We start from the raw sequence: 20,960 nt of genomic DNA on the forward strand, positions 1-20,960 counted from the left end.
ACATGCTGCATTCACAGACCCATCTGCGTTCCCGCCCCGTGCAGGCAGGCTACCTGCGCGCGTTCGAGGCGGTGGCCCGGCATCTCAATTTCCGCATGGCGGCCGAGGAAATGGCGCTGACGCAGTCGGCCGTCAGCCGGCAGATCCAGTCGCTGGAAGACGAGGTGGGCGTGCCCCTTTTTCTGCGCCACACCCGCGCGGTGGAGCTGACCACCGCCGGCATGCAACTGTTGCAGGCCGTGGGCCAGGCGCTGCCCCGCATCGACGCGGCCGTGCGCCACATCCGCCAAAGCTCGGGGCGCAAGCACGTGTCGGTCACCACGTTCGCATCCTTTGCTTCCATGTGGCTGATCCCGAAGCTGGAAGCCTTTCAGCGCGCCTACCCCGACATCGACATCCGCATCGAGGCCTCGGATTCGGCGGTTGACCTGGAAGTTGCCGACCTGGACGTGGCCGTGCGCTACGCCCCGGCCGAGCGCATGGCGCCGGGCGCGCGGCGGCTGTTTGGCGAATCCGTCACGCCCATGGTCAGCCCGTGGCTGCTCAAAAGCGGGCCGCCCCTGCGCAAGCCCGAAGATTTGCTGCAGCACACCCTGATCGAAGCGGGCGACGCCTACACGCCGCACCTGGCCTGGCTGACCTGGCGCCGCTGGCTGGACGCCAACGGGATGGAGCGCGCCCAGCCCAAGCGCTGGCTCAGCTTCAACTACGCCTACCAGATGGTGCAGGCCGCGCTGAGCGGGCAGGGCGTGGTGCTGGCCCGCCCGCCGTTGGTCGCCGAAAGCCTGACGCGCGGCGAGCTGGTGGAGGTGTTTCCCGCCGCCGAATTCCCGCAGGCGCGGCTGGTGTCGCCCATGGCGTACTGGCTGGTGCTGGCGCCGCGCAGCACGCACCGTCCCGAAGTGCTGGCTTTTGCCGACTGGCTGATGGCCGAATCGGTCAGCACCCGCCACACCGTGGGCGAGGGCGATGACCCCGACATGGTGAACGACCTGGATTGAGGGGCGCTGCCCCGGCCCATGCGCTGCAAGCACGGGCGGCGTACATCGCGTTTTGTTGGGCGCGTTGCTTTGAGGCGGAGGTGGCCGCGGCCTACGGGTAAGCCCCGATGGCTTTAAACAATCGGTTACTAAAATGGCCGGCGAGGACACCCACCACCATGCACGACCAGGTCAGGCGAATCGCAGGACGGCTGTACGACGGCGTGCTTTCGCCGCAGGACTGGTACGACGGCCTGGCGGCTTGCGGATCAGCGCTGGGTGCGGGCAACTTCCACCATCTCACCGTGGATGTGCAGCAAGGGGTGGTTGCGGAAAGCCTTGCCAGCCTCAACGATCCCAAGGCGCTTGAGACCTACGCAAACCACTTCGCCATGATCGACGAGCGCTTTCCCGTCGCCATGCGGTTGGGCGAGGGCCAGGTGATGCTGGACCACGAGCATTTCAGCGAACGTCACATGTCGCGCAGCGCGGTGTACGTGGATTGCCTTGCGCCACAGGGCATGAAATACACCATGGGCTTGAAAGTGCGCGTGCAAGGCAGCGTGCAGCAATACGTCGGCTTCATGCGGCAGGCGGATCAAGCCCACTTCACCGAGGATGATCGGCAACTGGCGCTGCAGCTCTTGCCCGACATGGTGCGTGCCACCGGCTTGCGCACGGCCGCGCGCGAGCTGGCGCAGCAAGCCCAATGGGGCTTGGCCGCACTCGACGCGCTGCCGCAGAGCGTCCTGGTGGTAGACGCCCAGCTGCGCATTGGCTACTGCAACCCGGCTGCCGAACGCCTGCTGGCGGGCACTGAGGCCCTGGCGCAGCGCCATGGCAGCTTGCGTTGCCTGGATGGTGCGGCGCAAGCCCAGCTGCAGCTTCACGTCGCGAAGGCCTGCGGTTGGCACGGCCCCGGCTGCGCTGGCGTACAAGCCCTCGCCGGGCAGCGCCGGCGGCTCACCTTGACGGTGTTGCCCCTCAAAGCCAGCCACGCGGCGGCCGCTGCATGGCAAGCGCCAGCGGCGCTGGTCTTGGTGGCAGACCCCGCTTCGCCAGGCGGGCTAAGCTCTCGCGCGGTGGAGCAGATGCTGGGCCTATCACCTGCCGAGGCGCGCCTGGCGCTGTTGCTGGCGGCTGGCAAAACGGTCAAGGAATTCGCCGCTGCCGAGGGCGTCAGCTGGCACACGGCCCGCACCCACCTGAAGAACGCCATGCGCAAGACCGCGTGCCATCGCCAGTTGGAGCTGGTGGGCTTGCTTCAGTCCCTGCGCGCAGGCTAGCCCAACATGCCGGCCCACACCGCCCAATCCATCACCGGGTTGTTTTACGACGGGGTGCTGCAGCCCCACGCGTGGTGCGCGGCCCTGGACGCCATGAACACCCACCTGCAGGCGGGCATTTTTCATGGGTTCACGCTGGACGAGCGTGGGGGCGAAGTGCCCGCAAGCGTGGGCAACCCTGAGCAGTTCGGGCTGGAAGCCCGGCACATGGCCGACTACGAGACCCACTATGCCGCGCACGACCGGCGCCTGTCGGCCACGGTGAGCCTGGCGCCCGGCACGGTCATGCTGGACCACGAGCACTTCAGCCCGCGGGAGATGCAGCGCAACCCGGTGTACGCCGACTGGCTGGTTGGGCTGGGCCTCCAACACACGGCGGGGATGGTGGTCCGCCACGAAGGCAGCGCGCGCGACTTCATCAGCTTCATGCGCCCGAAGGGTGCCAAGCCTTTTTCAGACGACGACAAGCGCTTCATCGACGTGCTGATGCCCGACATCGCGCGCGCGTCCAGGCTGCGCGCGCGCATGCTCACCCTGGCGCGCAGCGCGGCTTTGGGCATGGCGGCGCTGGAGGGCCTGCCGCACGGCATAGCGGTGGTGGACGCGCAATGTCGCGTTCGGCACGCCAACGGCGTGGCTGAGCGGCTGTTCGCCCAGCCTGCGGCCGCTGGCGCTCTGAGCGTGCGCCACGGGCGCTTGCAATGCAGCCCCGCGCCCGCGCAGGAGCGCTTGCAGCAACTGGTGCGCGGCGCCTGCGCCAGCCTGCCTGCGGCCGGCGTGCTGGCGCTGACTGAAGGCCCCCGGCGCCTGGTGGTCACCGTGCTGCCCATGCCCATGCCCCTCAGCTACGCCTGGGCCAGCGGTTTGCAGCAACCCGCGGCCCTGATCGTGGTGACTTCACGCGGCGCGGGCCCCAGCCTCAGCCCGCGTCTGGCGGGCGACATCCTCGGCCTGTCGCCCACCGAAACTCGGCTGGCGCTGCTGCTGGCCGACGGCAAAACCATCAAGGAATTTGCCGCCGCCGAGGGCATCAGCTGGCACACGGCGCGCACCCACCTCAAGAACGTCATGCGCAAGACCGGCTGCCACCGCCAGCTGGAGCTGGTCGCCCTGCTTCAATCCTTGAGCGGCGGCTGACAGGGCCACTGACGGGCGCCGCCCAGTCAGCGCGGCTTCAGCACGACCACTTCGCCGTTGCTGCGCAGCATATGAAGCAAGCCGTCTTTCAAGCGCATTTCATTGCAATTCGTGATCTTGATGGAGTTTTGGCACAACCGGCTCTCCTCGGTGCGCCAAGTGCCGTGGTTGTTGAAACGCCCGGCGTGGATGAAGAAGTCGCCGTTGTCCCTGTAGTCCAACAGCCAGCTCGAGCCCGTGGCCGACTGGACGGTGAAGGTCTTGCCGGCCAATGCCGAGCGCAGCGCCTCGGCAGTCAGGGGCTCGGCACCCTCGGGAAAGCTCTCCGTCTGCTGCGCCTTTGCGCCGCCGCCCATCGCCAGCAGCAGCGACGCCGCCAAAACCATCTTGTTCATGTTGAAGACCCTCTTTAGTTGGCAACCCACCCACGTCGACGACCGGCTGGCGGGGTTTGGCGGGCCCGCGCAGCGCCACCACCGCGCAAACAGGCGGCAGCGCCACGCGTGCCGCCCGTGCCGCCCTTGCCGCGGCCAAAAGTAACCCGAGGGGCACCCGCCACGCCATACCGCATTTGTGGGATGGCGGTGCGCCCAGTAATCGCTAAATTCGGTGCTCAGTGCTGTCACACCCGGTCACATGTCGCCCAGCTGCGCCCGCATCGCGGCGCGGTGCAGGGCGGGGCCGGCACCTAAGCGCACCGCCGCGATCGCAGCGGCCTGCCTGCGCCAGTGGGTGTTCTGTCGAATGCTATTGAAATGAGAGCTGCTACCGCCCGTCCAGCCTGCGCTGGAGTCGTATAACGCATCTATTCTTTGCGCGATCGCCGCGCGGGGCTGCAGGGCACTGTGCCTGCTGGTCTGAGGGGGGCGCGCCGGGTTCGCGCCAGGCATTCGACGGCGGACGCCGAGTGCGCCGCGCGCAGCGCGGGCATGGCTGGCTGGCGCCCGTCGCCATCGGCCAGCGTGCCAGCGCCGGGCTCACCATCGCCCGGGCAGCTTGGTTAAGTCAATCGACTCCCGGCGCTTGCTGCATCAGCGCTGCGCGCTACTCTAAAGCTAGCAAAAGGCCAGATTACATCAGCGCCTGCGGGCGCTCGCCACGCTCGTACACCACGTGGGCGCGGCCGACGATCAGCGGGTCCAGCTTGCCGATCTGCGCTAGGTCTTTGTTGTCGTACGGCAGCTTGTGCAGCACGTAGCGCATGGCGTTCAGGCGTGCGCGCTTTTTGCACACGCTCTTGATCACCGTCCAGGGGCTGTCGGCGGTGTCGGTTTCAAAGAACATCTGCTCTTTGGCGCGGGTGTAGTCGTCCCACTTGTCCAGGCTGGCCTTGTCGACGGGGCTCAGCTTCCACTGCTTGAGCGGGTGGCCTTCGCGTTCCTTGAAGCGGCGGCGCTGCTCGGCCTGGCTCACGCTGAACCAGAACTTGATGAGGTACACGCCGCTGGAGACAAGGTGGCGCTCAAACTCGGGCGCCTGGCGCATGAAGTCCTGGTATTCCTTGTCGGTGCAAAAGCCCATGACGCGCTCGACGCCGGCGCGGTTGTACCAGCTGCGGTCGAACAGCACGATCTCGCCGCGCGTGGGCAGGTGCTGCACGTAGCGCTGGAAGTACCACTGGCCCAGCTCGGTGGGCGTGGGCTTTTCCAGGGCAACCACGCGCGCGCCGCGGGGGTTCAGGTGTTCCATGAAGCGCTTGATGGTGCCGCCCTTGCCAGCCGCGTCGCGGCCTTCAAAGATGATGACCACGCGCGCGCCGGTCTCCTTGACCCAGTTCTGCAGCTTGAGCAGCTCCACCTGCAGCTTGAACTTCTCTTTCTCGTAGGTGGCGCGGCGCAGCAGGTTCTTGTAGGGGTAGCCGCCGTCGCGCCAGTCGGGCGCCAGCGCTTCGTCGGGGTCGACTTCATCGGCTGCGGGGCGGGCCGAGCGCAGCGCCTTGCGCAGGGCTTTGCGGTCGTCCGGGGCGGCGCCTTCCAGCAGGGCCAGCAGGCCGCGTGCGCGCTCTTCGGCGGTGCCCACGGTCTCGTCTTGCGTCAGGCGCAAGGCCGCTTCCACCTGCGCGCCGCGCGCGGCGGCGGTGGCCTCAGAGGCGACGTAGGCGGCCAGGGCTTCGGGTTTCAGTGAGGGCGAAATGTCGCCGGCCTGAACCGGGCGGGCGTTGGCCTTCTTGCGGCTGGCGGCGCCATTGAGGGCAGCGTCGGCGCGGGTACGGGCAGGGCGTGTCATGGGAATCCTCCGAGGAAATGCGCGGCGCCAAGTACCGTTGCCGCGCTGGCTTGTGTTCAAGCCTGAATATGCACCCGCTGCGGCGGGTGGGGCTTGATGCGGGTCAAGTGGGCGAGGTTGGCGACCATGTGCCGTTGTGCCGTTGTGCCGTTGTGCCAGCGAGCCGGGCGGCATGGGCCGCCGGCGCGCGTGGCGGGCAAGCCACGGGGGCCATCCGGGGCACGGCGGGCGGCGCCGCCAGGCGCGGCGCGGCTCAGCCGCGCCCGACCGGCCAGACCACGCCGTTGTCGTTCAGGATGGCGTCCAGCGGCAGGTCGTGCGCTTCCGGCTCGAAATCGTCGATGAAGCCGTTGGTAAAACCCAGGCCCACGGTGAAGGGGCGCGGCTGTAGCGAAGCCAGCGTGCGGTCGTAGAAACCGCCACCGTAGCCCAGCCGGTAGCCGCCCGGCCCGTAGCCCACGCAGGGCACGAACAGCAGGGTGGGCACCAGCATCTCGGTGTCCTTCGGCTTGGGAATGCCGTAGGCGTCTTCTTCCATCGGGCAGCCCGGGTACCAGGCGTGAAAGGTCAGCGTCTTGTGAACCTTGTTGACCACCGGCAGTCCAATGCGGCGACGCTGGGGCTCGTCCAGCAGCTCGCCGTCTTCCTTCCAGCGGTGCAGGGCGGGCAGCGGGTCGAACTCGCCCTTGATCGGCCAATACGCGCCGATCACGGTATCCGGGCGGCCAACCAGCCAGATACGCATGATGTCCTGCAGCGCGTCGGCGCGGGCGAGGCGGTCTTCCAGGTGCAAACGCTCCTGCAGCAGACGCTCGCGCAAGGCCTTCTTATCAAACGACTTATTCATAATGGGACGATGCGAGTTTTGAAGATTCTGACACCGTTGCGCGCCCTTGCAGCGGGCGCGCTGTGCGCATTGGCCCCGGCGCTGCCTGTGCTGGCCCAGCCGGCACCCGCCAACGCGCAGCCGGCGATGCCCGCCACCCCACAGGCGCAGGTGGGCGTGGCGCCGCAGGCGGTGCCTGACAGCGTGATTCTGGACATGCGCGAGGCCTTCCGCCGCAACGACCGCGCCCGCCTGGCCGCGCTGCTGCCGCTGGCGCAGGGCCACGCGCTGGAGCCTTGGGCCGCCTACTGGGAGCTGAAGGCCCGGCTGGAAGACGCCACGCTGGCCGACGTGCAGGCCTTCACCGCCCGCTACCCCGGCACCTACCAGGAAGACCGCCTGCGCAACGACTGGCTGCTGCTGACCGGCAAGCGCCGCGACTGGGCGTCTTTCGTGCCCGAGCTGCCGCGCTTTCGCATGGGCGATGACCCGCAGGTACGCTGCTACGCCGTAGCGGCCGACGTGGCCAGCGGCAAGGCGCCCACGCGCGACGCCGTGCAGCAGGTGCGCCGCGACTGGTTCGGCCAGCGCGATCTGGACGACGGCTGCCTGCTGGCCGCCGGGCTGCTGCACCAGGCCGGCGCCATGCCTTTCACCGACCTGTGGATGCGCGCCCGCCTGGCCACCGAAGCCAACCGCCCCAGCCTGGCGCGCGCGGCCGTCGCGCTGGACGCGCCCGACGTCGCCGCCGACGTGGCCAGCCTGCAGCAAAACCCGGCGCGCTACCTGGCCAGCCGCGCCGCCGTGGGTACGCGCAAGGGGCAAGAGCTGATCGTGCTGGCCCTCATCAAGCTGGCCACGCAAAACCCCGACATGGCCGCCCAGCAGCTGGACAGCAAGTGGAGCGTGCAGCTCACCGCCGAAGAGCGCAACTGGCTGTGGGGCGTGATCGGCAAGTGGTCGGCGCTCAACCTGTCTGACCTGGCGCCCAGCTACTTCGCCAAGGTCACGCGCGATGCAGATTTGCCCGACGACCAGCTGGCCTGGAAGGTGCGCGCCGCACTGCGCCAGGGCGATTGGCGCACCGTGCTTCGCAGCGTCGACGCCATGAGCGAGCCCGCCGCCGACGAAGGCGCCTGGGTGTACTGGAAGGCGCGCGCCCAGCTCGCGCTGGCCCGCAGCGACGCCGACCGCGCCGCCGCGCGCGCGGGCTTCGACAAGCTGGCCGCCAACCCAGGTCGCTTGGGCTTTTACGAAAAGCTGGCGCGTGAAGAGCTGGGCCAGCTGAGCACCACGCCCGCCGGGCCGGCGCCGCTGTCGGCGCAAGAAAAGGAATGGGCGCGCCGCCACATCGGCCTGAACCGCGCGCTGCTGGCCATCGCGCTGGGTTTGCGCAGCGAAGGCACGCGCGAATGGAACTACTGGACCAACCTGCACCAAAGCGGCGGCATGAACGACCGCGAGCTGTACGCCGCGGCCGACTTCGCCTGCCAGCGCCAGGTGTGGGACCGCTGCATCAACGCCAGCGAACGCACCAAGGGCTTCATGGATTTCAGCCAGCGCTTTCCCATGCCGCTGCGCGACGGCGTGGTGGGCCAGTCGCGCAGCATCGGGCTGGACCCGGCGTACGTGTACGGCCTGATCCGCCAGGAAAGCCGCTTCGTGATGGACGCGCGATCGGGCGTGGGCGCCTCGGGGCTGATGCAGGTGATGCCCGCCACCGCGCGCTGGACGGCGCGCAAGATCGGCCTGCAGGGCTTCCGGCCCGAGCAGATCAACGAACAGCAGACCAACCTGCTGCTGGGCACTAATTACCTCAAGCTGGCGCTGGACGACTTCCAGGGCTCCATGCCGCTGGCCGCCGCCGGCTACAACGCCGGGCCGGGGCGCCCGCGCAACTGGCGCAATGGGCCGGTGCTGGAAGGCGCCATCTGGGCCGAAAACGTGCCTTTCAACGAAACGCGCGACTACGTGAAGAAGGTGCTGTCCAACACCACCGACTACGCGGTGATGCTGACCGGCAAGCCGCAGTCGCTCAAGGCGCGGCTGGGGCAAGTGGGGCCGCTGGCGGTGGGGCAGACAGACCCCAGCGCCGATCTGCCCTGAATCGGCCAGAAGTTGGAGTTATGAAGTAAATTGGCCTGTAGCGCAGTTTGCACCAGCGCCGGCAGCTATGGATTTAGGAGTTTATGCTGTGAACCTGACCGACGCGCGCATTCTGGTGCTGGGCGGCAGCGGCTTTGTCGGCCAGGCCCTGTGTGAGCGCCTGCACCGCGCCGGCGCGCAGATCACCGTGCCCACGCGCAACACGGCCGGCAGCGCCCGCACGCTGTGGCCCATGCCGCGCGTGCAACTGGTCACCGCCGACGTGCACGCGCCCGGCACGCTGGCGCGCTTGCTGCCGGGGCACGACGCGGTGGTCAACCTGGTGGCCGTCCTGCACGGCAGCGAACGCGCGGTCACGCGGGTGCACGTCGATCTGCCGCGCCAGCTGGCCCAAGCGTGCGCGCAAACCGGCGTGCGCCGCGTGGTGCACGTCAGCGCGCTGGGCGCTTCGCCGCAGGGCCCGTCGCTGTACCAGCGCAGCAAGGCCGCGGGCGAAGCCGTGCTGCAGCAGGCCGACGGCTTGGCGCTGACGCTGCTGCGCCCCAGCGTCATCTTCGGCCCCGGCGACCATTTTCTGAATCTGTTTGCCGGGCTGCAGCGCGTGCTGCCCGTGATGCCCTTGGCCGGCGCCAACGCACGCCTGCAGCCCGTGGCCGTGGGCGACGTGGCCGATGCCCTGGCCCGCTGCCTGCGCGCGCCCGCCACGGCCGGCCAGATCTACGAGGCCTGCGGCCCGCAGGTCTACACCCTGCGCGAGCTGGTGCGCCTGTCGGGCCAGTACGCCGGTATTCGCCAGGGGCGCGGCCGCCCCGTCGTCGGCTTGCCTTACGCACTGGGCTACCTGCAGGCGCTGGCGCTGGAACTGCTGCCCGGCCGCACGCTGATGAGCCGCGACAACCTGCGTTCGCTGGCGGTCGACAACGTCGCCAGCGGCCAACTGCCCGGCCTGGCCGAGCTGGGCATCGCCGCCACGCCGCTGGCCGCATTGGCGCCCGAGTACCTGGGCACCGCGGGCCGCGCCGTGCTGCTGGACGAGTTGCGCCAGCGCGCCCGGCGTTAGTTGGCCTAAGGCAGCGTTGACGGGCGGGCGGCGGCGGGGGCATGCTGCGCGCTGCGCGGCCAAGCGCGCGGCCCTTCACAATCGGCTGGCATGAATCTCCACGAAGCCTCTTCTGTCTCGCAGGCGCTGCTCGCCGAGTTTTCCGACGTGCACGACCTGGGGCAACTGGTGCGCATCCTGCTGCGCATGGTGCTGGCGCTGGCCCTGGGCTGCGCGCTGGGCTACGAGCGTGAAAGCCACGGCAAGGCGGCGGGCGTGCGCACCCACATGCTGGTGGCCATGGGATCGGCGCTGTTCGTGCTGCTGCCCGAACAGCTGGGCGTGTCGGCGGCAGACCTCAGCCGCGTGGTGCAGGGGCTGGTGGCCGGCGTGGGTTTTCTGTGCGCCGGCACCATCCTCAAGTCTGGCGCCAGCGGGGCCGAGCAGGTGCATGGGCTGACCACGGCGGCCGGGCTGTGGCTGACGGCGGCCATCGGCATGGCCTGCGGCATGGGCCTGGGCGTGACCGCGCTGATCGCCACGGCGCTGGCGATGGTGGTTTTCGCCCTGGTGCCGCGCTTCAACCCCGCCAGCGAGCAGGACAAGGCCGCGCGGCCCGAATGGCGCGACACCGACAGCGGCTGAAGCGGTGGCCGCTGCCAACGCCAGCCCGCGGACCCGTGTTGCCCCGGCCGCATGAATGGCGGGCTCAATTCGCATGAATCGGCGCCGTGCGCGCCGCTAGGATCAAACACTCGTTGAAGGAACCGCCATGCTCAAGCTCTACATCGGCAACAAGAACTATTCGTCGTGGTCCATGCGCCCCTGGGTGCTGATGACGCAAAAGGGCATCGCCTTCGACGAAGTGATGGTGCCCTTCGGCAACGAGGTCGATGGTGTGGACGAGGCGTTCAAGCGCACCATCCGCGCCGTCAACCCCGCCGGCACCGTGCCCGCGCTGGTGGACGGCGACCTGGCGGTGTGGGACACGCTGGCCATCGCCGAATACCTGGCCGAGCAATACCCCGAGCTGCACCTGTGGCCGCGTGAGGCACCCGCCCGCGCCCGCGCCCGCAGCGTGGTGGCCGAGATGCACGCCGGCTTTACCGCGCTGCGCAGCCGCTGCGGCATGAACATCGAGGCGCACCTGCCCGAGCAGGGACGCATCATCTGGCGCGACAACCCCGGCGTGCGCGCCAACGTGGCGCGCATCAGCGCCATGTGGACCGAGCTGCTGGCCGAACACGGCGGCCCCATGCTGTTTGGCGACTTCAGCATCGCCGACGCGTACTACGCGCCCGTGTGCATGCGCCTGCGCACGTTCGACCTGCCGGTTTCGCAGGTCGTGCAGGACTACGTGGCCCGCGTGGCGGCGCTGCCGGGCGTCAAGGCCTGGATCGACGGCGCGCTGGCCGAGCGCAGCTTCGTCGCGCACGACGAGCCGTACCGCTCGGGGCGCTGAAGGCGGCGCCGCAAGCCTGGGCTGTAGGGCGCTACTGCCGACCGGCCGTGCTCGCCAGCCTTCAGTCCTGCGGCCAATCCAGCTCACGCGCGGCTGGCGCGCTGGCAGCGGGCACAGGCTGTTCAGTCGCTTGCGTTGCGGGCGCGTGATGGCCGGGCGTCGGCACGGCCCGCCACCAGGGCGCCACGTCTTCCGCGTAGGCCGGCTCCACCGGCTCGCCCAGGCGCGGCATGACCAGGCGCGCGCCCAGGCGGGGCGCCAGCTCCAGCAGGCGCTCGGCGGGCTGGTCCCAGTCGTGCATCGCCAACGCAAAGGTGGACCAGTGCACGGGCAGCAGCGGCGGGTTGCCCAGCAGCCGCAGCGCCTGCAGCGCGTTGTCGGGGCCCAGGTGCATGTCGCCCCAGGCGGGGTACCAGGCGCCCACTTCCAGCAGGGCCAGATCGAACGGGCCCAGGCGCTGGGCAATGGTTTGGTACTCGGTGCTCAGGCCCGTGTCGCCGCTGAAAAACACACCGTGGCGCGGCCCGCGCATGACCAGCGACGACCACAGCGTGGCGTTGCGCGTCTTGAAGGTGCGGCCGCTGAAATGCTGCGACGGCGCGGCGGTGATGGTCAGCCCCGTACCCGGCACGGTGTGGCTTTCCCACCAGTCCAGCTCGGTGATGCGCTCGGGCGCGATGCCCCAGCCCTGCAGGTGCGCGCCCACGCCCAGCGACGTGACAAAGGGCACGCGCGTGGCGGCCAGCGCGCGGATGGTGGGGTAGTCCAGGTGGTCGTAATGGTCGTGCGAGATGACCACCACATCCACCGGCGGCAGCGCGTTCAGCGCCACCGGCGCGGGGTGAAAGCGCTTGGGGCCGAAAAAGCTGACAGGTGAGGCGCGCGGCCCCCAGACCGGGTCGGTCAGCACGCGCCAGCCGTCAATTTCGAGCAGCACCGTGGAATGGCCCAGCCAGGTGGCGCGCAGGCCGCTTTGCGGCGGCAGCAGCCAGCCGCTGCGCGGGTCGATCAGCGGCAGCGTGGCGCCGGGCACGCGCGGCGGCCCGGGGCGCAGCAGCGCGCCGACGGAGGGCATGGCCGCATCCTTGTCGCGCAGCCCTGCGGCAATGGGATGCACGTTGCGAAAAGCCTCACCCGCCCAGCGGGGCGATGCGTGCATGCGTTCAAGGCGGGCGCCTTCGGCGCGGTAACCCAGGGATTTCATAGGATTGGCAAAGTGAAGGCAGGGCGCGGTGCCCGCCGCGCGACAGGGTGCCACGCCAGGCGCCACCTGCGCGAAAGAGGGCGGCCGGCGGCCCAGCGCTCGGCGGGCACTCGGTGAAAATGGGGCCACGCACCGCCCAACACAAGGGCCGCCCCCTCAGCCGTCATCGCCCGCAGCCAGAAACTACCGCCATGTTGTCGCCCGAATCCGCGCTTGCCTTCTTTTCCCTTGCCATCGTGCTGGCGCTCGCGCCGGGGCCCGACAACCTGTTTGTCCTGATGATCTCGGCCGCCGAGGGGCGGCGCGCTGGCTTTGCCGTGGTGGCGGGGCTGATGGTGGGCGTGATGGGCCACACGCTGGCGGTGGCGCTGGGCCTGGCCGCGCTGTTTGCTGCATCGGCCACGGCGTTCACCGTGCTCAAGCTGGCTGGCGCCGCCTACCTGCTGTACCTGGCCTGGGGCGCGTGGCGGGCGCCCGCCAGCCTGGGCGCGCCGGGCGAGCCCGCGCAGCGCGCGCAGGCCTGGCCGCGCCTGGTGGCGCGTGGCGTGGTGATGAACCTGACCAACCCGAAGGTGCTGCTGTTCTTCTTGGCGCTGCTGCCGCAGTTCGTCAAGCCTGACCAGGGCTCGGTGGCGGGGCAGATCGTGGCCTTGGGCGCGCTGTTCATCGTCGCGGGTTCGCTGGTGTTTGGCGCCATCGTGCTGGCGGCGGGCGCCTTGCGCGAACGGCTGGCGCGTTCGGCGCGGGCGCAGCGCCTGCTGAACCGGTCGGCCGCGGTCGTGTTCGCTGGCCTGGCGCTGCGGCTGGCTACGGCCCAGCGTTGACGGCCGCCGCCTAAACTGGCGGCCATGAACATCTACATGGTCGGCGGCGCGGTGCGCGACGGTTTGCTGGGCTTGCCGGTGCAAGACCGCGACTGGGTGGTGGTGGGCGCCACGCCCGAAGACATGGTGGCGCAGGGCTTCGTGCCGGTGGGCAAGGACTTCCCGGTCTTTCTGCACCCCGACACCCACGAGGAATACGCCCTGGCCCGCACCGAGCGCAAAAGCGGCCACGGCTACAAGGGCTTCACCGTGTTTGCCAGCCCGGAAGTCACGCTGGAAGAAGACCTGGCGCGGCGCGACCTTACTATCAATGCGATAGCTGCCAGCGCAGGTTGGACGGGCGCCAGCGGCCAAAAAGGTGATGAATCCCCCGCGCTCACCGACCCCTTCCACGGCCAGCGCGATCTGCAGGCCCGCGTGCTGCGCCACGTGACCGACGCCTTCCGCGAAGACCCGGTGCGCATCCTGCGCGTGGCCCGCTTTGCCGCGCGCTTTCACGATTTCACGGTGGCGTCTGAGACGCTGGCGCTGATGCGCGAAATGGTGGCCGACGGCGAAGCCAACCACCTGGTGCCCGAGCGCGTGTGGCAAGAGCTGGCGCGCGGTCTGATGGAGGCGCACCCCGCGCGCATGTTTGACGTGCTGCGCGCCTGCGGCGCCCTGGCCGTGGTGCTGCCCGAGCTGGACCGCCTGTGGGGCGTGCCCCAGCGCGCCGAGTACCACCCTGAGGTCGACACCGGCGTGCACGTGATGATGGTGCTGCAGATGGCCGCGCGCCTGGGCGCCAGCCTGCCCGTGCGCTGGGCCTGCGTGACGCACGACCTGGGCAAGGGCACCACGCCAGCCGACGTGCTGCCGCGCCACCTGGGCCACGAAGGCCGCAGCGCCAAACTGCTGCAAGCCGTGGGCCAGCGCCTGCGCGTGCCCACCGAATGCACCGAGCTGGCCGACGTCGTCGCGCGCGAGCACGGCAACATCCACCGCAGCGCCGAGCTGAACGCCGCCGCCACCGTGCGCCTGCTGGAGCGCTGCGACGCCTTCCGCAAACCCGCGCGCATGGCCGACGTGCTGCTGGCCTGCGAATGCGACGCGCGCGGCCGCCTGGGCATGGAAGAAGACGCCTACCCGCAGCGCCCGCGTCTGCTGGCCGCGCTGGCCGCCGCGCAATCGGTGCCCACCGCCAAAGTGGCCGCCGCCGCGCAGGCCCGTGGCGCACGCGGCGAGGCCATTGGCAAGGCGGTGGCGCAGGCGCGCGCGCAGGCCGTGGCGGCGTGGATGGCGGCGCAGGGCACGGATGAGGGCGCGGGCGATGCCGACGCCTCCGAGCATCAAATGCAATCAAATTGATAGCTGCCGGCGCAGGTGCTGAGGGCGCTGCAGGCCTGTAAAGCCTTCAAGAGAATTGGCTGACCGATCGGTCGGTGAATGGCGATAATGCCCGCATGGCACGACCCATTTCCGCCGCCCACGGCCTGCGCCGCGACGAAATCCTGAACGTCGCGGCCGACTGCTTTGCGCGCCAAAGCTACCCCGCCACCAGCATGAACGACATTGCGGCGGCGGGCGGCACATCGAAGGCGCGGCTGTACCACTACTACGAAAGCAAAGAGGCGATCCTGTTCGACCTGCTGGACCGCTACACGCAAAAGCTGCTGGTCATCATCGGCCAGGTGCAGGCCACCGCGCAGCGCAAGGGCCTGGACGAACGCGCCACCCTGCATGAGCTGGTCCGCGCCTTTTTGTGCGAATACGAAACCTCGGCCACGCGCCACGCCGCGCTGCTGGGCAGCACGCAGTTCCTGGGCGAAGAGCAGCGCGAGATCATCCTGAATCGCGAGCGCGACGTGGTGTCGGCCGTCACGCGCTTTTTGCGCCGCGCCTACCCCGAGCGCGTGCAGGCGCACAACCAGACGGCCATCGCCATGACGCTGTTTGGCATGATCAACTGGACCTTCACATGGCTGCGCCCAGGCGGATCCATGAGTTACCCGCAGTTTGCCGACGAAGTGCTGGCGCTGCTCGACCGTGGGTTGGTGCTGGGCGCGGGCGGAGGCGCTGCCTGAGCCCGCGCACCGGTTCCCCGCACCTGCCACGCTTTCACGCCACGACGTACCACAAGAAGAGCCCACCCATGCGCACGCCCACCGATCTTCACCCGCCGGGCGCCTGCACCGACTGCCGCCTGCGCCAGACGGCCGGCGTGCTGCCGGTCTCCAAAGCCGAGCTGGTCCGCATTCAGGACTTCCGCCACGGCGCCCGCACGGTGCGCGCGGGCGGCACGGTGATCGCCGAGCTGAGCGACCCCCGCCACCTGTACACGCTGTACGCGGGCTGGGCCTTTCGCTTCAAGACGCTCAAGGACGGGCGCCGCCAGATCCTCAACTTCCTGCTGCCGGGCGACTTCATCGGCCTGCAGGCCGAGTTTGCCGACGCCGCCACCCACGGCGTGGAGGCGCTGACCGACGTGCACCTGTGCACCTTCCCCAAGGCCGGCTTGTGGAACCTGTTTCACGAGCATCCCAAGCTGGGCTATGCCGTCACCTGGCTGTGCGCCAGCGAAGAGCAGCTGGTCGACGAGAACCTGGTCAACGTCGGCCAGCGCAGCGCCACCGAACGCATCGCCACGCTGCTGATCCACCTGTCGCGCCGGGCCCAGCGCGTGGGGCTGACCGACGCCGATGGCAGCTTTGTCTTCCCGCTGACGCAGCAGCACATCGCCGATGCGCTGGGCCTGTCGCTGGTGCACACCAACAAGACCCTGCGCAAGCTGGCGCGCCTGGGCCTGCACGAGCTGCGCGACGGCCGCCTGCGCATCGTCAAGGCCGACGCGCTGGCGCAGTTGGCCGACTACGCCGCGCGCCCGCTGCGGCCCGTGCCATTGATCTGATGGCGCACCGCGGCGGCCGGGCTGCGCGGGCGCGGGGTGCGCGGGGTGCTTTACCCGCTCAAGGCGTGCCGGTCGGCCCGAACTCGGCCGGTATCCAGCGGTAGCCTTGCTTGGCGCCGGCCAAGGCCGTGCCGACGTGGCCAATGCCCGGGAAGGGCAGGTGCGCGCCCGCCACCCATTCGCCGCTTTGGCTCAGCTGCGCCAGCAGGCGCTTGCGCGAAGCCACGGCCTGGCGCCGGTCGCTGTCGTATTCGAATGATGCGTCCGGGTGGCGGAACTGCACCGCGTGGTAATGCAGCACGTCGCCCCAGACCAGCAGCGAAGCCGGGCCGCTGGCGCTCTGGATGCGCCATGAGGTGTGGTCCGGCGTGTGCCCCGGGCTGGGCACGCTTTGCACGCCTTCGGGCAAGGCGACGCCGGGGCTGTACGCCTTGAAGTGGCCCGCCGCCTGATACGGCGCCACGGCACGGCGCGCCATGTCGAACAGCGGGCGCATCGGGTCTGGGGCCTTGTCGCGCGCGGCGGTGCTCAGCCAGTAGTCGACATCGCCCTGCGCCAGCCACACGGTAGCGTTGGGGTAGGCCACCGCGCCGTCGGCCGTGAGCAGGCCGCACATGTGGTCGGGGTGGGCGTGGGTCAGCAGCACGTGGTTGACGTCTTCGGGCCGCACGCCGGCGGCGCGCAGGTTGGCCAGCACCTGGCCCAGCGTGGGGCCAAAGCAGTTGGCGGTGCCGGTGTCGACCAGAATCAGCTCGCTGCCACGGCGCACCAGGTAGGCGTTGACGGCGGTCTGCACGCCATCCTTGCTTTGCGGCACGTGGTCGGCGTTCAGCCACTGCTGGCTGCGCGCCAGATCGAACTGCTTGATCTGCTGCACGGGAATGAACACCACGCCGTCGAACAGCGCGGTGACCTGCAGGTCGCCAATCACCTGACGGTACACGCCCGGCACCTGCACGAAGCCGGCGCTGGCGGCGGGTGCAGTCGATGGTGTGGCTGATGTGGCCGGCGCCGGTTGCGCGCTGGCAGGCAGGGCGCACAGCCCGCCGATCGTCAAGGCCAGGGCGGCCAGCGGGCGAAGCGCGTGAAGAGGGTGGCTGCGACGAGCGGGTAGAGCAGCGTTTTTCATGATGGTGTTGACGGCAGTAGGCCCGAAGGCGAGGCCCTCCAAGGTACTGCGGCGCGGCGGCGGCGGGCGCTCAACTTGCCGCGTGAAACGCTCAGGTGCCGGTGCGCGGGCCCGTGCGTGGGTCGCCCGTGGGCCCGCATTGGCGCGGCCGGCTCACACCCTCTCGGGCGCGGCGTTGCCGATGGCCGATGCGTCCATGCCGTAGCGCTCGCGAAAGCGCCGCGCAAAGCTCTCTGCCGACTTGTAGCCCACGCGGTCGGCCACCGTTTTGATGGGCCATTGCGTCGTGTAGAGCAAATCCAGCGCGCAGGCCAGCCGCGCGTGGGTGACCAGGTCGCGCAGCGTCGTGCCCTCGGCCGCCAGCCGGCGGCGCAGCGTGGCGCCGCTGGTGCCCAGCGCCTGCTCGAAATCGGCCGATTGCCACGCCCGCGTGGGCGCCTGCGCCACCAGCTGGCGCACCTGGGCCGACAGGCCGGGCGTGGGCGGCAGCAGCAGGTCGGTGGCGCCGTTTTGCGCCAGCTGTACCAGCAGGTTCAGCACGGCCAGGCGGGCGCGCAGCTCGTTGTCGGCCTCCACGGCGTCGGCCAGCGCGGTCAGTTCATGCAGCAAGGCGCCGGCGGGCACGCGCGTGAAGCCCAGCCCGCTGGGCAGCACGGGTTGCGGCCACATCAGCCGTGCGGCGGCCAGCACTTCGTCGCACAGCGGCACGCTGAGCGTGAGGTAGCGGCCCTCGGCGGTGTCGGGGCGGTTGATCGCGTCGAAGCGAACGCCGGGGGCCAAGGCAACCAGGTCGCCGGGCACAAAGTTGTCGGTGAGGGCGCCGCAGCGCAACCATTTGCTGCCGCGCAAGATCAGGCCCAGCATGGGCCGGTCGATATCGACCGACTTCACGCCGTGGTCGCAGCGCGCCTGGATGCAGACCATGCGCGGGTCGGCGGGCTCGTCCAGCAAGCGCACGAAGCGATCCACCAGGGCGGCGTTGGCGGGCAGGTCGTTCAGTTGCATGGGGCGAATGCTAGTCTTTTCGCGCTGGGCGTCGCGGGGCGGGGCCATGCGGCGGCGCCGATAATCGCGCCTTCATCAAGCATGGCAGGAATAGAGCACGCATGAGCGCCGTCGACGTTGTCATCATGGCTGCGGGCAAGGGCACCCGCATGAAAAGCAAGCGGCCGAAGGTGCTGCACACGCTGGCGGGGCGGCCGCTGCTGCGCCACGTGCTGGACAGCGCCGCCGCGCTGGGTGCGCGCCAGGTGGTCGTGGTCACCGGTCACGGTGCTATAGAAGTAGAAGCTGCTTGCGCAGGCTGGGCGGGCGCTGGCGTCCAAAAAGATTCAAACCCTGCCGTGCAATCGGTGCGGCAGGAGCCGCAGCTGGGCACCGGCCACGCCGTGCAGCAGGCGGCGCCCCTGCTGGCGGACGACGGCGTCACGCTGATCCTGAACGGCGACGTGCCCCTGGTGCGGCCCGACACGCTGCGCGCCTTGATCGCCGCCTGCGGCGGTGAGCGCGTGGCGCTGCTCACCGTGGACACGGGTGAAGACGCGGGCGCGTATGGCCGCATCGTGCGCGAGGCCGGCGCGCCCGCGGGCGCCGACGCACCGGTGCACGCCATCGTCGAAGCCAAGGACGCCAGCGCCGAGCAGCGCGCGCTGACCGAGTGGTATTCCGGCGTGATGGCCGCGCCCACGCGTTTGCTGAAAAAGTACCTGGCGCAGCTGGACGACCGCAACGCGCAAAAAGAGTTCTACCTGACCGACGTAGTCAAGCACGCCGTGGCCGACGGCACGCCTGTGCAGGCGCTCAAGATTGCCGACGCCGTGGAAGTAGCGGGCGTGAACAGCCCGCAGCAGCTGGCCGAGCTGGAGCGCCAGACCCAGCTGCGCACCGCCCAGGCGCTGATGGCCGCCGGCGTGCGCCTGGCCGACCCCGCCCGCCTGGATGTGCGGGGCGATCTGACCTGCGGGCAAGACGTGGAGATCGACGTGGGCTGCATTTTTGAAGGCCGCGTGACGCTGGGCGACGACGTGCGCATCGGTGCGCACTGCGTGATCGCCAACGCCCAGATCGCCAACGGCGCGGTGATTCACCCCTTCACCCATATCGACGGTGGCCAAGAAGGCGCCCAAGTGGGCCCCGGCGCGCTGGTTGGCCCGTTCGCGCGCCTGCGCCCCGGCGCCGACCTGGGCGCCGAAGTGCACATCGGCAACTTCGTCGAGGTGAAAAACAGCACCTTGGCCGCAGGCGCCAAGGCCAACCACCTGGCCTACCTGGGCGACGCCACGGTGGGCGAGCGCGTCAACTACGGCGCGGGCAGCATCACCGCCAACTACGACGGCGCCAACAAGCACCGCACCGTGATCGAGGCCGACGTGCACGTGGGCAGCAACTGCGTGCTGGTGGCGCCCGTCACCCTGGGCGCGGGCGGCACAGTGGGCGGCGGATCGACCATCACCAAGAGCACGCCGCCGGGCGCGCTGAGCGTGGCGCGCGGCAAGCAGGTCAGCCTGCCCAACTGGCAGCGGCCCACCAAGAAGCCTGCGGCTGACAAGGCGTCTTGAAGTCGTTTGGTTCGCGCCCCGCGCGGTTTGCGCGGCGGCGGCCGGCTGTGTGCGCCGCTCCGCCGCGCCTGGGTGCCCGTTGACCCGGGCTTCTCGGCTTACTGAGCCGATCGCGCCGCGCCCCAGGCCTGGGCGGCGGCTTCTGCTTCTTCTTCGGTGGTGGGGTCCAGGCTCATCAGCCCGGTCATCGTCATGGGCTGCGTGTCGCGGAAACCGCCGGCGTGGCCCGGAATGGGGCCGTCGCCCAGGCGCGGGGGCTTCGGGCGGGATGGCGGGCGTACGGCGGGGCGATCTTCCTCGATAGGGGTCAGTGCGCCAGGGGCGGTGACCGTCGCGGGCGAGCCGTCGGGTGTCAGTTCGGCCGTGCGCAGGTGGCTGCGGAAAGACTGCGGATCGGGCATGTCGCGCGTGGATCGGTTCAGGCGGATCAGGCGAATGCCGGCCGACTTGAGCACCAGGTGCTTTTCACGCGCGTCTTCCTCGGCCTCGGCAGGGGTGTCGTGCAGCGCATCCAGCTCGAAGGCGTAGACCGCCCGGCCGTCGCGGTCGCACACCACGTAGTCGACAGAATGTTCACCCAGGCGTTGTTGCAGGGCCACACGGTTATCGGCGCGGCGCACGCTCACCAGGTGCGACAGCGCCACGCGAAACAGCACGGCGCGGCCGGGAAAGGCGCGCACCAGGTAATTGAGCAGCTCCATTTCGGTGGGCGACAGGGCGGCCGCAGGCGCAAACTTGTCCTTGCGCCCCAGTGCGCCCGTGGCCGCGCCACCGGCGTTGCGCCGCTGCCATGCCATGTATCCCAGGCCGGCGATCAATGCGATCACCAACAACAGCCCGATCCAGCCCCATCCTTCCATCACCATCGCCTCCTGAATTGCTTGAGTTTGTGGGTAAGTGCTTGCGAACGCGCATCTTGTCACGCTCAGCCGGCGCGTCAACCCGGCTGGCTCAACGCTCAGCGCGTGCGCGACTCCAGGTCAGACCAGCGCTCCAGCGCTTCGTTCAAGGCGGTGTCGATTTCGCCGTCGCGCGCCTGCAAGGCCACGGCGCGGGCCAGATCGCTCTGGTACAGCTGCCCATTGGCCAGCTGCGCGCGCAGCTCGGTTTGCTCGGCTTCCAGCGATTCGATCAGCGCGGGCAGGCTTTCCAGCTCGCGCTGCTCTTTGTAGCTTAACTTCTTTTTTGATAGCTGCTCGCGCTCATCCGGTGGGCGCTGGACGGTGTTTTTGCTCTCAACCGGCGCGTCAGGCTGGGCGGGCGTCTCGCGCGACGTGGCGGGCGCCGGAGCGCCGC

At 69.7% G+C, this 20,960-nt stretch carries 20 protein-coding genes (1 of these 20 only partly in view); 12 read left to right on the top strand and 8 right to left on the bottom strand.

Going from position 1 to position 20,960, the window contains the following annotated elements; translation table 11 throughout:
* Positions 1 to 2 precede the first annotated feature (2 nt).
* The 3 genes from C6570_RS06550 to C6570_RS06560 all read left to right on the top strand — a co-directional run bounded on the left by C6570_RS06550 (position 3) and on the right by C6570_RS06560 (position 3,403).
* A complete protein-coding gene (locus C6570_RS06550) occupies positions 3 to 1,001 on the top strand; it encodes a LysR substrate-binding domain-containing protein (protein WP_106702502.1) in 999 nt (332 codons plus the stop codon).
* Between the two features lie 107 nt (positions 1,002 to 1,108).
* Positions 1,109 to 2,266 (top strand): helix-turn-helix transcriptional regulator, encoded by a 1,158-nt coding sequence (locus C6570_RS06555; RefSeq protein WP_245896320.1) that lies wholly within the window; start codon positions 1,109 to 1,111, stop codon positions 2,264 to 2,266.
* Between the two features lie 6 nt (positions 2,267 to 2,272).
* Positions 2,273 to 3,403 (top strand): helix-turn-helix transcriptional regulator, encoded by a 1,131-nt coding sequence (locus C6570_RS06560; RefSeq protein ID WP_211297655.1) that lies wholly within the window; start codon positions 2,273 to 2,275, stop codon positions 3,401 to 3,403.
* Between the two features lie 26 nt (positions 3,404 to 3,429).
* On the opposite strand, the gene C6570_RS06565 is transcribed toward C6570_RS06560, so the two are convergent.
* From C6570_RS06565 to C6570_RS06575, 3 genes are all read right to left on the bottom strand, one after another.
* The gene (locus tag C6570_RS06565; protein ID WP_106702504.1) at positions 3,430 to 3,798 is read right to left on the bottom strand and encodes a hypothetical protein; all 369 of its coding nucleotides are present in this window, start codon (positions 3,796 to 3,798) and stop codon (positions 3,430 to 3,432) included.
* A gap of 676 nt (positions 3,799 to 4,474) precedes the next feature.
* Positions 4,475 to 5,629, bottom strand: coding sequence for a polyphosphate kinase 2 (gene ppk2, locus C6570_RS06570; RefSeq protein ID WP_106702505.1), 1,155 nt, complete (start codon positions 5,627 to 5,629; stop codon positions 4,475 to 4,477).
* A gap of 253 nt (positions 5,630 to 5,882) precedes the next feature.
* Positions 5,883 to 6,476: a 5-formyltetrahydrofolate cyclo-ligase gene (locus C6570_RS06575; RefSeq protein ID WP_106702506.1), complete on the bottom strand. Its 594-nt coding sequence runs from the start codon at positions 6,474 to 6,476 to the stop codon at positions 5,883 to 5,885.
* A 9-nt stretch (positions 6,477 to 6,485) separates the two neighbouring features.
* Here C6570_RS06575 and C6570_RS06580 point away from each other — a divergent pair, with 9 nt between their 5' ends.
* The 4 genes from C6570_RS06580 (at position 6,486) to C6570_RS06595 (ending at position 11,062) form a co-directional block, all read left to right on the top strand.
* On the top strand, positions 6,486 to 8,561 hold the full coding sequence (locus C6570_RS06580) for a lytic transglycosylase domain-containing protein (RefSeq protein WP_106702507.1): 2,076 nt from the start codon (positions 6,486 to 6,488) through the stop codon (positions 8,559 to 8,561).
* Between the two features lie 88 nt (positions 8,562 to 8,649).
* Positions 8,650 to 9,621, top strand: coding sequence for a complex I NDUFA9 subunit family protein (locus tag C6570_RS06585; RefSeq protein ID WP_342747947.1), 972 nt, complete (start codon positions 8,650 to 8,652; stop codon positions 9,619 to 9,621).
* A gap of 90 nt (positions 9,622 to 9,711) precedes the next feature.
* Positions 9,712 to 10,245, top strand: coding sequence for an MgtC/SapB family protein (locus C6570_RS06590; RefSeq protein WP_106702509.1), 534 nt, complete (start codon positions 9,712 to 9,714; stop codon positions 10,243 to 10,245).
* Between the two features lie 127 nt (positions 10,246 to 10,372).
* On the top strand, positions 10,373 to 11,062 hold the full coding sequence (locus C6570_RS06595) for a glutathione S-transferase family protein (protein WP_106702510.1): 690 nt from the start codon (positions 10,373 to 10,375) through the stop codon (positions 11,060 to 11,062).
* A gap of 61 nt (positions 11,063 to 11,123) precedes the next feature.
* On the opposite strand, the gene C6570_RS06600 is transcribed toward C6570_RS06595, so the two are convergent.
* A complete protein-coding gene (locus C6570_RS06600; RefSeq protein ID WP_106702511.1) occupies positions 11,124 to 12,266 on the bottom strand; it encodes an MBL fold metallo-hydrolase in 1,143 nt (380 codons plus the stop codon).
* Between the two features lie 191 nt (positions 12,267 to 12,457).
* Between C6570_RS06600 and C6570_RS06605 the strand changes: the two genes are divergently transcribed.
* From C6570_RS06605 to C6570_RS06620, 4 genes are all read left to right on the top strand, one after another.
* Positions 12,458 to 13,090, top strand: coding sequence for a LysE family translocator (locus C6570_RS06605; RefSeq protein WP_106702512.1), 633 nt, complete (start codon positions 12,458 to 12,460; stop codon positions 13,088 to 13,090).
* 24 nt (positions 13,091 to 13,114) lie between these two features.
* A complete protein-coding gene (locus tag C6570_RS06610; protein ID WP_106702513.1) occupies positions 13,115 to 14,437 on the top strand; it encodes a multifunctional CCA addition/repair protein in 1,323 nt (440 codons plus the stop codon).
* 95 nt (positions 14,438 to 14,532) lie between these two features.
* Positions 14,533 to 15,153 (top strand): TetR/AcrR family transcriptional regulator, encoded by a 621-nt coding sequence (locus C6570_RS06615; protein WP_106702514.1) that lies wholly within the window; start codon positions 14,533 to 14,535, stop codon positions 15,151 to 15,153.
* Between the two features lie 68 nt (positions 15,154 to 15,221).
* The gene (locus C6570_RS06620) at positions 15,222 to 15,977 is read left to right on the top strand and encodes a Crp/Fnr family transcriptional regulator (RefSeq protein WP_106702515.1); all 756 of its coding nucleotides are present in this window, start codon (positions 15,222 to 15,224) and stop codon (positions 15,975 to 15,977) included.
* Positions 15,978 to 16,035: 58 nt separating this feature from the next.
* Here the strand turns inward: C6570_RS06620 and C6570_RS06625 are convergent, their stop codons facing one another.
* Both C6570_RS06625 and C6570_RS06630 read right to left on the bottom strand, forming a co-directional pair.
* Complete coding sequence (locus C6570_RS06625) at positions 16,036 to 17,106, bottom strand: MBL fold metallo-hydrolase (RefSeq protein ID WP_106702516.1); 1,071 nt, start codon at positions 17,104 to 17,106, stop codon at positions 16,036 to 16,038.
* Between the two features lie 153 nt (positions 17,107 to 17,259).
* Complete coding sequence (locus tag C6570_RS06630; protein ID WP_123812232.1) at positions 17,260 to 18,111, bottom strand: helix-turn-helix transcriptional regulator; 852 nt, start codon at positions 18,109 to 18,111, stop codon at positions 17,260 to 17,262.
* A gap of 101 nt (positions 18,112 to 18,212) precedes the next feature.
* Here C6570_RS06630 and glmU point away from each other — a divergent pair, with 101 nt between their 5' ends.
* Complete coding sequence (glmU, locus tag C6570_RS06635) at positions 18,213 to 19,664, top strand: bifunctional UDP-N-acetylglucosamine diphosphorylase/glucosamine-1-phosphate N-acetyltransferase GlmU (RefSeq protein ID WP_106702518.1); 1,452 nt, start codon at positions 18,213 to 18,215, stop codon at positions 19,662 to 19,664.
* A gap of 98 nt (positions 19,665 to 19,762) precedes the next feature.
* Here glmU and C6570_RS06640 read toward each other — a convergent pair whose 3' ends face one another.
* Together C6570_RS06640 and C6570_RS06645 are read right to left on the bottom strand one after the other, a co-directional pair.
* Entirely contained in the window at positions 19,763 to 20,530 is a 768-nt protein-coding gene (locus C6570_RS06640; RefSeq protein WP_106702519.1) for a DUF2726 domain-containing protein, read from the bottom strand.
* A 92-nt stretch (positions 20,531 to 20,622) separates the two neighbouring features.
* Positions 20,623 to 20,960 carry the end of an ATP-binding cassette domain-containing protein gene (locus C6570_RS06645; RefSeq protein ID WP_106702520.1) on the bottom strand. It continues 1,582 nt past the right edge of the window, so 338 of the gene's 1,920 nt are visible here — the last part of the coding sequence; the start codon falls outside the window, past its right edge — the gene reads right to left on this strand; it ends in the stop codon at positions 20,623 to 20,625.

The organism is Ottowia oryzae (genome assembly GCF_003008535.1).
In the GTDB taxonomy this organism is placed as follows: domain Bacteria; phylum Pseudomonadota; class Gammaproteobacteria; order Burkholderiales; family Burkholderiaceae_C; genus Ottowia; species Ottowia oryzae.